14 protein-coding genes and 1 riboswitch are annotated in these 10,475 nt (G+C 61.2%); of the genes, 5 read left to right on the top strand and 9 right to left on the bottom strand.

The features are described from left to right. From AC1D2N_RS28695 to sugE, 4 genes are all read left to right on the top strand, one after another. Positions 1 to 1,056, top strand: a 1,056-nt coding sequence (locus AC1D2N_RS28695; protein WP_477982454.1) for an S-(hydroxymethyl)glutathione dehydrogenase/class III alcohol dehydrogenase, incomplete at its 5' end; no start/stop codon positions are given. Positions 1,057 to 1,207: 151 nt separating this feature from the next. Then, a complete protein-coding gene (locus tag AC1D2N_RS28690; RefSeq protein WP_018242144.1) occupies positions 1,208 to 1,606 on the top strand; it encodes a hypothetical protein in 399 nt (132 codons plus the stop codon). A gap of 43 nt (positions 1,607 to 1,649) precedes the next feature. Then, positions 1,650 to 2,117 (top strand): YaiI/YqxD family protein, encoded by a 468-nt coding sequence (locus tag AC1D2N_RS28685; RefSeq protein ID WP_018242145.1) that lies wholly within the window; start codon positions 1,650 to 1,652, stop codon positions 2,115 to 2,117. A gap of 166 nt (positions 2,118 to 2,283) precedes the next feature. Further along, positions 2,284 to 2,598, top strand: a complete 315-nt coding sequence (gene sugE / locus AC1D2N_RS28680; RefSeq protein ID WP_018072208.1) for a quaternary ammonium compound efflux SMR transporter SugE — start codon at positions 2,284 to 2,286, stop codon at positions 2,596 to 2,598. A gap of 41 nt (positions 2,599 to 2,639) precedes the next feature. On the opposite strand, the gene AC1D2N_RS28675 is transcribed toward sugE, so the two are convergent. The 7 genes from AC1D2N_RS28675 to crcB all read right to left on the bottom strand — a co-directional run bounded on the left by AC1D2N_RS28675 (position 2,640) and on the right by crcB (position 8,247). Further along, entirely contained in the window at positions 2,640 to 3,032 is a 393-nt protein-coding gene (locus AC1D2N_RS28675; RefSeq protein WP_018242146.1) for a DoxX family protein, read from the bottom strand. 139 nt (positions 3,033 to 3,171) lie between these two features. Then, complete coding sequence (locus AC1D2N_RS28670; protein ID WP_018445240.1) at positions 3,172 to 4,704, bottom strand: acyl-CoA carboxylase subunit beta; 1,533 nt, start codon at positions 4,702 to 4,704, stop codon at positions 3,172 to 3,174. Between the two features lie 107 nt (positions 4,705 to 4,811). Continuing rightward, on the bottom strand, positions 4,812 to 5,270 hold the full coding sequence (locus AC1D2N_RS28665) for a calponin homology domain-containing protein (RefSeq protein WP_028733762.1): 459 nt from the start codon (positions 5,268 to 5,270) through the stop codon (positions 4,812 to 4,814). A gap of 67 nt (positions 5,271 to 5,337) precedes the next feature. Then, the gene (locus tag AC1D2N_RS28660; RefSeq protein ID WP_018242149.1) at positions 5,338 to 6,123 is read right to left on the bottom strand and encodes an ATP12 family chaperone protein; all 786 of its coding nucleotides are present in this window, start codon (positions 6,121 to 6,123) and stop codon (positions 5,338 to 5,340) included. A gap of 9 nt (positions 6,124 to 6,132) precedes the next feature. Next, on the bottom strand, positions 6,133 to 6,786 hold the full coding sequence (locus AC1D2N_RS28655) for an HAD-IA family hydrolase (RefSeq protein ID WP_018242150.1): 654 nt from the start codon (positions 6,784 to 6,786) through the stop codon (positions 6,133 to 6,135). Then, a complete protein-coding gene (locus AC1D2N_RS28650; RefSeq protein WP_018242151.1) occupies positions 6,783 to 7,775 on the bottom strand; it encodes an RluA family pseudouridine synthase in 993 nt (330 codons plus the stop codon). The genes AC1D2N_RS28655 and AC1D2N_RS28650 overlap by 4 nt, the downstream gene beginning before the upstream one ends. A gap of 94 nt (positions 7,776 to 7,869) precedes the next feature. Next, positions 7,870 to 8,247 carry a fluoride efflux transporter CrcB gene (gene crcB, locus AC1D2N_RS28645; protein WP_018242152.1) on the bottom strand — a complete coding sequence of 126 codons (378 nt, stop codon included), beginning with the start codon at positions 8,245 to 8,247 and terminating at the stop codon, positions 7,870 to 7,872. Between the two features lie 122 nt (positions 8,248 to 8,369). Here crcB and AC1D2N_RS28640 point away from each other — a divergent pair, with 122 nt between their 5' ends. Further along, positions 8,370 to 8,636: a hypothetical protein gene (locus AC1D2N_RS28640; protein WP_018242153.1), complete on the top strand. Its 267-nt coding sequence runs from the start codon at positions 8,370 to 8,372 to the stop codon at positions 8,634 to 8,636. Positions 8,637 to 8,757: 121 nt separating this feature from the next. Here the strand turns inward: AC1D2N_RS28640 and AC1D2N_RS28635 are convergent, their stop codons facing one another. Beyond that, a complete protein-coding gene (locus AC1D2N_RS28635) occupies positions 8,758 to 9,750 on the bottom strand; it encodes a DUF1775 domain-containing protein (protein ID WP_130652461.1) in 993 nt (330 codons plus the stop codon). A 73-nt stretch (positions 9,751 to 9,823) separates the two neighbouring features. After that, positions 9,824 to 10,204, bottom strand: a complete 381-nt coding sequence (locus AC1D2N_RS28630) for a hypothetical protein (protein WP_130652462.1) — start codon at positions 10,202 to 10,204, stop codon at positions 9,824 to 9,826. 157 nt (positions 10,205 to 10,361) lie between these two features. Beyond that, positions 10,362 to 10,454: riboswitch (glycine riboswitch) on the top strand. Positions 10,455 to 10,475 lie beyond the last annotated feature (21 nt).

Here is a 10,475-nt window from a genome sequence, read left to right as displayed (position 1 = left end):
CCGCGGGCCGGCGAAGTGCTGGTCGAGGTCAAGGCGACGGGCATCTGCCACACCGACGATTTCACCCTGTCGGGCGCCGATCCTGAAGGCCTGTTTCCGGCCATTCTCGGCCATGAGGGTGCCGGCATCGTCGTCGATGTCGGCTCCGGCGTCACCTCGGTCAAGAAGGGCGACCATGTCATTCCGCTCTACACCCCGGAATGCCGCGAGTGCTATTCCTGCCTTTCCCGCAAGACCAATCTCTGCACCTCGATCCGCGCTACCCAGGGCCAGGGGCTGATGCCGGAYGGAACGAGCCGCTTTTCGATCGGCAAGGACAAGATCCACCACTATATGGGGTGCTCGACTTTTTCGAACTTCACCGTGCTGCCGGAGATCGCCCTTGCCAAGGTCAATCCCGACGCGCCSTTCGACAAGATCTGCTACATCGGCTGCGGCGTSACSACCGGCATCGGYGCGGTCATCAATACCGCCAAGGTGGAGATCGGCGCCACGGCGATCGTCTTCGGTCTCGGCGGCATCGGTCTCAACGTGCTTCAGGGCCTGCGTCTTGCCGGTGCCGACATGATCATCGGCGTCGATATCAACCCTGACCGCAAGGCATGGGGCGAGAAATTCGGCATGACCCATTTCGTCAATCCGAAGGAGGTCGGTGACGACATCGTGCCTTACCTCGTCAACCTGACCAAACGCAACGGCGACCTGATCGGTGGCGCCGACTACACCTTCGACTGCACCGGCAACACCAAGGTGATGCGCCAGGCACTGGAAGCCAGCCATCGCGGCTGGGGCAAGTCGGTTATCATCGGCGTGGCCGGCGCCGGCCAGGAAATCTCCACCCGTCCGTTCCAACTGGTCACCGGCCGCAACTGGATGGGCACGGCTTTCGGCGGCGCGCGCGGCCGCACCGACGTGCCGAAGATCGTCGAATGGTACATGCAGGGCAAGATCCAGATCGATCCGATGATCACCCACACCATGCCGCTCGAAGACATCAACAAGGGCTTCGAGCTGATGCATTCAGGCAAAAGCATCCGCGGCGTCGTGGTGTACTAATGCATGACACAAAGACTGCGGGCTTGAAGTAAAACCGCTCGATACCCCAAAAATAACGGGCCTGATCTGCAGAGGGCTTCACCAAGTGTGAAGCCCTTTCATGTTACCGCTTCGGTGCTTGGCAATCGTGCTTCGCCAAAAGGGGGGCCCTATGATTTTTCGGACTATTATTTCGGCCTGTGCATTTGTGTTACTGCCCGCCATTGCATTTGCGGACCCCACAGGTTCCTACAAGGTCGCTGGCACCAGCGAGGACGGCAGCAAATATCAGGGCACCGTCAAGGTGCTTCGCAACGGCGAGACCTATATCGTCGACTGGATGATCGGCAAGAACGAGTCGATCGGCACCGGCCTCGGCGCAAAATTCAGCGGCGATCGTTTCGAAATGGGTCCGGCAAGCGACGAGGATACGGCGATCTCCGTCGGCTACGTCTCCAAGGAGAATTTCGGCATCGCCATGTATTTCGAGCAGCCGGACGGCAGCTGGCAGGGTGTCTGGACCTATGGCGGCTCGGAAAAGGTTGCGAGCGAAATCTGGACTCGCGAGTAATCCGCGCGTATCAGGCGTCGGCATTGAATGAGGTAAACAGCCTTTGATCTATGTCGACGCCGATGCCTGCCCGGTGAAGCCGGAAATCCTGAAGGTGGCCGAACGTCTCGGCCTCGAAGTCACCTTCGTGGCCAATTCCGGCCTGCGCCCCTCGCGCGATCCGATGATCCACAACGTCATCGTCTCCAACGCCTTTGACGCCGCCGACAACTGGATCGCCGAACGAGCCGGTGCGGGCGATGTTGTCGTCACCGCCGATGTGCCGCTTGCCGTACGCTGTGTCGCCGCTAGCGCCTTCGTCAGCGGACCCACAGGGCGCGTCTTCGACGAGACCAATATCGGCATGGCGAGCGCCATGCGCGATCTCGGCGCGCACTTGCGTGAAACCGGCGAGAGCAAGGGCTACAACGCCGCCTTCAGCCCGAAAGACCGTTCACGCTTCCTCGAAACCTTCGATCGCCTCTGCCGCCGCGCCAAGAGCCTTTCCGCCGAGGCTGGCGGGCAATCCTGATCCGGCTCCCAAGCCCGCAAGAAACGGGTGGCATGGCAGCCGTGCCGATTCCGACCTTGAACACCGCCGCCGCCTCACGCATATAGGCGTTATCGCAGACGACTGCGGCATCCTCCAGGATGCAACTGTCGCGGGGACGGCCTCGCTCTTGAACAAGGAGAGTCGCATGGCCTGGTTTCTGCTTTTTCTCGCCGGTCTTTTTGAATGTGGCTGGGCAATCGGCCTTAAATATACCGATGGTTTCACGCGGCCGCTGCCGACGGCGCTGACCGTCATATCCATGGTGGTGAGCATCGTGCTGCTCGGCCTGGCGGTGAAGCACCTGCCGATCGGCACCGCCTATGCGGTCTGGACCGGCATCGGCACGGTCGGCACCGTATTTCTCGGCATCTGGCTGCTCGGCGATGAGGCAAGTGTCTCCCGTCTTGCCTGCATCACTTTGATCGTCGCCGGCATCGCCGGTCTCAAGCTTACCGCCTGATGTCAGACTGAGGGGCGTCGCGACGCCCCTCAGTCTATCGTTCAGGCTGTCTTGCGGTTATCGACGGCGAAAGCGCCGGGACCGGAGAAGAACAGGTAAAGGAAGACGAAGCAGAACAGGATCGCGGCGTCACCCTGGTTGACGGCCGGGAAGAAGCTGTTCGGAGCATGCGCCATGAAATAGGCGACGGCCATTTCACCGGCGAGGAGGAAGGCGACAGGGCGCGTCAGCAGGCCGACGAGAATGAGGATACCGCCGATAAGCTCAAGAAGGGCGGCGAAAAGCATCAGCGGCGGCAGCGGGCCGGCCATCTGCGCAGCCGGGAAAGCGAAAAGCTTCATCGTGCCGTGTTCGATGAACAGCAGCGCGGTGATGATTCTGAGAGCGGCCAGCCCATAGGGGCGATAGGCAGAAAGACGCTCGAAAGTTGACATTAAACCTCTCCATTAAAACAATAAGAGCCGAGCGTTAGCCTGTCCCTCGCAAGGATTGAACACACGGATCGCTGACGGCCGTTCACTTTTTCGACAGCGGGTAAACACCCGATCGCGCAGCTTTGTTCGGCGGAAAACGTCAAAGCGGGATGTTGTCGTGTTTCTTCCAGGGATTGGCGAGATCCTTGTTGCGCAGCATCTTCAGCCCGCGCGCCAGCCGCCGCCGGGTGGAATGCGGCATGATCACCTCGTCGACATAACCACGCTCGGCGGCAACGAAGGGCGAGAGGAACCGGTCCTCATACATTTTCGTATGGGCGGCGATCTTTTCGGGATCGGCGATATCCTTGCGGAAGATGATCTCGACGGCGCCCTTGGCGCCCATCACGGCGATCTGCGCCGTCGGCCAGGCATAGTTGAGATCACCGCGCAGATGCTTCGACGCCATCACGTCATAGGCGCCGCCGAAAGCCTTGCGAGTGATGACGGTGAGCTTCGGCACCGTCGCCTCGGCATAGGCGAAGAGCAGCTTGGCGCCGTGTTTGATGAGGCCGCCATATTCCTGCGCCGTACCCGGCAGGAAACCCGGCACGTCGACGAAGGTGACGATCGGAATGTTGAAGCAGTCGCAGAAGCGCACGAAACGGGCCGCCTTGCGCGATGCGTCACTGTCGAGCACGCCGGCCAGCACCATCGGCTGGTTGGCGACGAAACCGACGGTGGAGCCTTCGACGCGGCCGAAGCCGCAGACGATATTTCCGGCAAAACTTGCCTGGATCTCGAAGAAATCCCCCTCGTCCGCCACCTTCCGGATCAGTTCCTTGATGTCGTAAGGCTTGTTGGAACTCGCCGGCACCAGCGTGTCAAGCGAGGTGTCGATCTCTGTCACCGACTGGTAACATTCGATCTCGGGCAGCGGCGCGGTATTTGAAAGCGGCAGGAAATCGATCAGCCGGCGTACCTGCAAGAGCGTTTCGACATCATTGTCATAGGCGCCATCGGCAATCGACGAGCGCACCGTATGCACCACGGCGCCGCCGAGTTCTTCGGCCGTCACCGTCTCGTTGGTCACGGTTTTCACCACATCGGGACCGGTGACGAACATGTAGGAGGTATCACGCACCATGAAAATGAAATCTGTCATCGCAGGCGAATAAACGTCGCCGCCGGCGCAGGGACCCATGATCACCGAGATCTGCGGAATGACGCCGGAGGCGAGCACATTGCGCTGGAATACCTCGGCATAACCGCCGAGAGCCGCCACGCCCTCCTGGATACGGGCGCCGCCCGCATCATAGATACCGACAATCGGCGCGCGGTTCTTCAGCGCCATGTCCTGCACCTTCATGATCTTCTCGGCATGCGCTTCCGATAGCGAGCCGCCGAAGACGGTGAAGTCCTTGGCGAAGACGAACACCGTGCGGCCATTGACCGTGCCCCAGCCGGTGACGACGCCGTCGCCGGCAATCCGGCTCTTATCCATGCCGAAATCGGTGGAGCGATGTTCGACAAACATGTCGAATTCCTCGAAGGAGCCCTCATCGAGGAAGAGGTCGATACGCTCGCGCGCCGTCAGCTTGCCGCGTTTGTGTTGGGCGTCGATGCGTGCTTCGCCGCCGCCAAGGCGGGCAATGCCGCGGCGCCGTTCCAGTTCCTCGAGAATTTCCTTCATGCGATCTCCCTCGCCGCCGCGGGCGGCAATCCGGCGGTTGGATTATGCGCTAGAGCATGATGCCGAAAAGTGAGCGCGGTTTTCGGACAACATCATGTTCTAACTATTTAGCGCCCGCGCCCGCTGAGTGAGAAAACCGAGCGTATCCTTGCCGCGACGTCCTCGGCCAGGATCTCGTCGGCAAGCTTGGGATCGGCAGCAATGCTGGTCACGTCGAAGGCGCTGACGGCGATGACCGAGCCGTCCTCGACCGAGGCCGCGTCGATGCTGATCTTGGCGACGTTGCGGTCCTTCTGGAAGCCGAGGCCTTTTTGGATGGAAACCACGCGGATTGTCAGCACCACCCGCGGCAGCACAGTGTCGCGCACGGTGGCGTTGATCGCTGCGTTGACGCGGTCGTTGACGCCGGAAAGCAGCTCGGCCGGCATGTTCGGACCGGAGAGAACGACGGCGCTGCGCACATCATAGACCGGTGCCTCCGGCTTGGTGGCCGAGAGGCCGACGCAGGCCGTAAGCGCGATACAGACAAGTGCGGCCCGGCAAAAACACGACCTCAGCCAATTCATTGCAAAATCCCGCACCACCCCGTTGGAGTCGCAGACTTCGTCATAATGCATTGGAAGGCAATATGTTTCAGGCGCTTAGGGCGAAAAAAACATCCGCTGCGGCTTTGAACTCGGCAAAGCGCTTGGCCCGCCGCTCCTCGGCTTCCTCGTCGCTGCCCCAATGCTCGATCGTCCAATCCTCGTCGAGATGGGCAAGCGACCAGGCCTCCTCAGTCGTTACCCGGCCCTCGGCGAAGGCGAGCGCCAGGATCGCCGAGCCGGTCAGCGTGGTGACCGTGTGGAGCGCGGCAAGTGCCATCGGGCTATCATATCTCGCGAGCGTGACAGCGAAGGCGGCAGTCGCCTCGCGCGGCTGCTCCTGAGGCATCACCCCTTCGACGAGGATGAACCGGGCGCCGAGATCATTCGCCGCCCAGTCGATCACGGGATCCCAGTGCTCGGCCTGGCGTTCGACCAGAAGTTCCGGCTCCCCCGCTCGGTAGCAGATGAGGTCGCTGGAGGAAAAGCGCAGGATATCCTCGAAGATCGCCTGCGCGTTGGCGGCAACGCCGTCGAGTGCGGTGTTGACGAGCCGCGTTACCGGCATGCTCACGGGATTGATCTCCTCGCCCTGCGCCTGCCATTCGGCAGCGACAAGCTGCGCGAGCGCCTCGGTCGGAACGGCCAGAACCTGCCGTGCCGGCGTGCGCACCATCTTGCCGTCGAGCGTGATCGCAAAACCGCCCTCGTGTTCGGCAATGGAGACGTCGGTATAGAAGCGCTTGGGCAGCGGCTTCTTCATCTGAATCTGCGCGCGGCGGATGGGATCGGGATGGCTCAGGCCTTCGGAAAGGTCGTTCAGCAGATCGCGCATGGGCTCACCTCAAGAAAAATGACGCAATATCTCGTTCGGATGGTAGGCGATCGCATCAGCGCCGTTGGCGATCAGCTCATCCACGCTGGCATAGCCCCAGGCAACACCGATCGCCTTGGCGCCGGCAGCCTTTGCCATCTGCATATCGTAAACCGCATCGCCGATGACAATGGTGTCGGCAGCATTCATGCCGGTTTCATCGCAGCATTCCGTCACCATGGCTGGATGCGGCTTGGAGGGGCAATCGTCGGCGGTGCGTGCGACGATGAAATGCGCGTCGAAACCATGTGTCTCCATCACGAGCTTGAGCCCGCGGCGGGATTTGCCCGTCACCGCGCCGATCAGCAGGTCATCGCGCCCGCTGATCGCGTCGATCATCTCGCGGATGCCGGGAAACAGCGGCTCCCTGTAATCGAGGTCCTGCCGCACGATCGAGAACAGCGATTTGTAATGCGCCGTCATGTCGATGTCTTCCTGCTCCACATGCTGCCTGCCCTGCATGCGGGCAATCGCAATATCGAGGGACAGGCCGATAATGGCCTTGGTGTCTTCAAAGCGCGGTTCCGGCCTGCCGAACTTATCGAAGGTCCTGCGCATAGTTTCGTGGATCAGACCGGCGCTATCGACCAGTGTGCCATCGCAATCGAAAAGCGCCAGTTTCATTCGGCGTCCCTTTCGGCACTGGCGAGATCGAGGCCGAGAAGATTCCAGGTCTGCACCATATGCGACGGCAGCGGCGCACTGATGCGCAGGCGCCCGCCGGAGGGGTGCGGGATGTCGATGTGACGTGCGTGCAGATGCAGCTTCTTCTGGACGCCGCCTGGAAAATCCCAATTCGGATCGTCGTCGAAATATTTCGGATCGCCGATGATCGGATGGCCGATATGCAGCGCGTGCACACGCAGCTGATGGGTACGGCCGGTATAGGGTTCCATCTCCAGCCAGGCGAGGTTCTGGGCGGCGGTTTCGAGCACACGATAGAAGGAAACGGCGTGATCTGCTCCATCCTCGCCGTGCTTGGCGATACGCATGCGGTCGCCGTCAGCCGTCGGCTCCTTGACGAGCCAGGTCGAGATCTTGTCCTCGTGTTTGCGTGGCACGCCCTTGACCAGCGCCCAGTAGGTCTTCTTGGTATCGCGCTCGCGGAAGGCCGCCGTCAGCTTCTGCGCGGCACCGCGGGTGCGGGCGATGACGAGAACACCAGAAGTATCGCGGTCGAGACGGTGGACGAGCCGCGGCTTCTCGCCCTTCGGGCTGGTCCAGGCTTCGAGCATCTGGTCGATATGCCTGGCGACGCCGGAGCCGCCCTGCACGGCAAGACCGGGTGGCTTGTTGAGCACGATCACCTTTTCGTCCTCATGCAGCACCATGCGCGACAGCAGTTCGAAATCCGTCGAATGCTTGAGATCCTTGCCGGCGATCGGTCCTGACTTCAGCTTGGCATCGACATCCAGCGGCGGCACGCGCACCGTCTGGCCGGGCTGCACGCGCGCATCCGATTTGACACGTCCGCCGTCGACGCGCACCTGGCCGGAGCGCAGCAGCTTCTGCAGCGGGCCGAAACCGAGCCCCGGAAAGTGTACCTTGAACCAGCGATCGAGCCGCATGCCGGCTTCGTCGGGTTCAACCTTGATATGTTCAATGCCAGCCATAAAAAATCTTTCGGAAATTGCTGCGCGGGCCAAGCCGGCGTTCTTGCCGCAGCCTTTAGAGCATTTTCACGCAAAACGGAAACCGGAAAAGAGATCAGGCCAAAGCGCGCATGACAGCAAGGCCTGCGATGACGGCCGCCATCGATAGTCCGACGCTCGCAGCGATATAAATGCCGCCGGCAACAGCCTCGCCGCGTTCGAATAGCGAGATGGCATCCAGCGAGAAGGCCGAAAAAGTGGTGAAGCCACCGAGGAAGCCGGTGATCAGCAAAAGGCGCAGTTCCGTCGAGGCGTTAAACTTCCGCGCGATCAGCTCGGCGAAGACGCCAATGACGAAGCAGCCGACAACATTGACGGCAAGCGTTCCCCAGGGAAAGGCCGGCCCCATGAGACGTAGCGTCCACTGACCGACGTAATATCTGAGAACGGAACCGATAGCGCCGCCGAAGGCGACAAGGAGAGCCTGGATCATGAGCCGGATTTACCGCGTTGCGAAAGTGATTCCAATCGAGCTCATATGAATTCTTACCATTTTGTAAAATGCCAATGATTTTCTTATGATGGCGCCAAGATCATGCCGATACGGTGACTGGCATGACCCAGCTCCTGTCCATATCGGCCAACACCGCCGCTGTTGCTTTCGAGTCGCTCCGAATCCCGCAGCGTGTCGCGACGAGCACTGCGGCGCGCGACGCACGGCGGGTTGCCGACCGGCAGTTGAAGGCCGAAGGCACTGAGGAAATAGACGAGCCCTCCAGCATCATCCAGTCGACCGAAGTTGCGCTCGACTTGATGGCGAAGGGCAACCGCCAGCCGCAGTCCGGCCTGAAACAGGCGCTGCGATCCTACGAAGACTTCTGAGGCGATCGCCTTCCAAACGAAAGCCCGCGACTGCGATTGCTGTCGCGGGCTTTTTTTAACTACAGCGCCGCGCGTCTTTCCAGACGCGCAAAGGACGCTGTAGCACTTTGAATCGCTGCTCTCACTTGCCTTGAGCGGAGAGCACCTGCAGGACCAGATCGACCTTGCCGGCCCTTTCGAAGGTCAGCGTCACCGGCACCGTGTCTCCCTGCTTGAACGGCGTCTTCACCTTCTGGAACATCAGGTGCAGGTTGCCGGGCTCAAGCTTGACCGTCTCGCCAGCGGCGATGGCGATGCCGTCCTTCAGCTGGCGCATCCGCATGACGTTGTCCTTGGTCTCCATCTCGTGGATCTGAACTTCGCCTGATACAGGCGACGTCACGGACAGCAAGCGATCGTCCGTCTTGCCGTTGTTTTTCACCGTGAAAAAGCCGCCGCCGACCGGCTGGCCGGGCAGCATTGCCTTGGCGAAGCCGCCGGAAATTTCGAGATCGCCGGCCTTGACCGTTTCGCCAGCCGGTGCGGCAGCGGCCATGCCGGACATGTCCATGCCTGCCATATCGTCATGGTCGTGACCATGGTCTTCGCCGGCGACGACCTTCAACAGCGGCGCCGGGCTTTTCAGTCCATGCGCGTCGCCACCTTCCTTTGCCACCTGATCCCAGGCCGTGACCGTATCGCCGCACATCTGCGTCACCGGAAAGGCGAGCGAGGTGCCGGCCTCGACTCCTGACACTTTACCCTGGATGACGAAAGTATCGTAGAAATCGTCGGAGAGATTGCCGTTCTTCCAGCGCACTTCGATCGCGCCCGTCTTCACCTTGTCGCCGTGATTGTCGTAAGTCTTCTGGTAGTCGCCTTTAATCACCTCGAGCTCCCAGCCTGCCTTCGGCTGCGGCTTGGCGAAGACGAAGCCTTCCGGCAGCTTGACCCGCACTTCCGTGGTCGCCTTGCCGTCGCAGCCGTGCGGCACCTGCAGCGTGGCAAGAATGGTGCTGTCCTGCTTCGCCTCTCTGTCGAGGAAGGTCACGTGCGCCTCGGCGCTGGCAAAGGCGGTCGCGGAAAGAACGGCGGCAAGCCCGAATGTCCTGCCAAATGTCTTGATAGTTTTCATCGGATATCTCCTCGCCGGCCACGGACCTCTCTCGGGCGGACCGGCATGCTGCATCATGGGTTGCGGAAGCAGATCAGGCGAGGACGGGAGGTGCGCGGGAATTCGGCCGGCTGACGGCGCTTACGCTGGCAACGGCTGAGGTTTCGATCGGCGCGTTGATCAGCGCGGCGAGCTTGCGCTCGAGCCAGGAGCCCGCATCCGGCGCCGGCAGAATGACGGAGGCCGACAGCCGGCAGGCTTCGCAATTCGGCTTGAAGGCGACGGTCTTGCCGTCGGTGTCGTTCACGGTGACGCAGAGCGAGGCGAAGGTACCGTCAGGCAGCACATAGGCCGCTGCATCGTAGCCTTCGGAGGCGACAGCCTGAGGTGCCTGATGGGCGAGGCCAAGCAAAAGCAGGCTCAATGCGCAAAGCATGCGCAGTAAGAGCGTCGCTTTCAGTTCGGTCTGCCGCATGAGATCCCCTTCAACAGCATGTCGCGATAGCCGGTTTCCCCACGGAATGCAAAAGCAGATTTGCCGCAGATCAGGGCTTGGTATGGATATGGCGACAAAAAATTGTCCGGTCACGACATTTGGCCTTGCCAAGCGCTACACCCGCCGGATAATTGCGCCAACCTTGTTGGGAGAAGCCGGTGCTTTCGCCACCGGTGCCGAAGGAGCAACCGCCCCGGAAACTCTCAGGCAAAAGGACCAGCAAGGGGCAGACGGAACTCTGGAGAGAAGC

It is taken from the genome of Rhizobium sp. P1_B8 (genome assembly GCF_056406515.1).
Note: the sequence above shows the minus strand (reverse complement) of the source record. Positions and strands in the feature narration are given on the sequence as shown.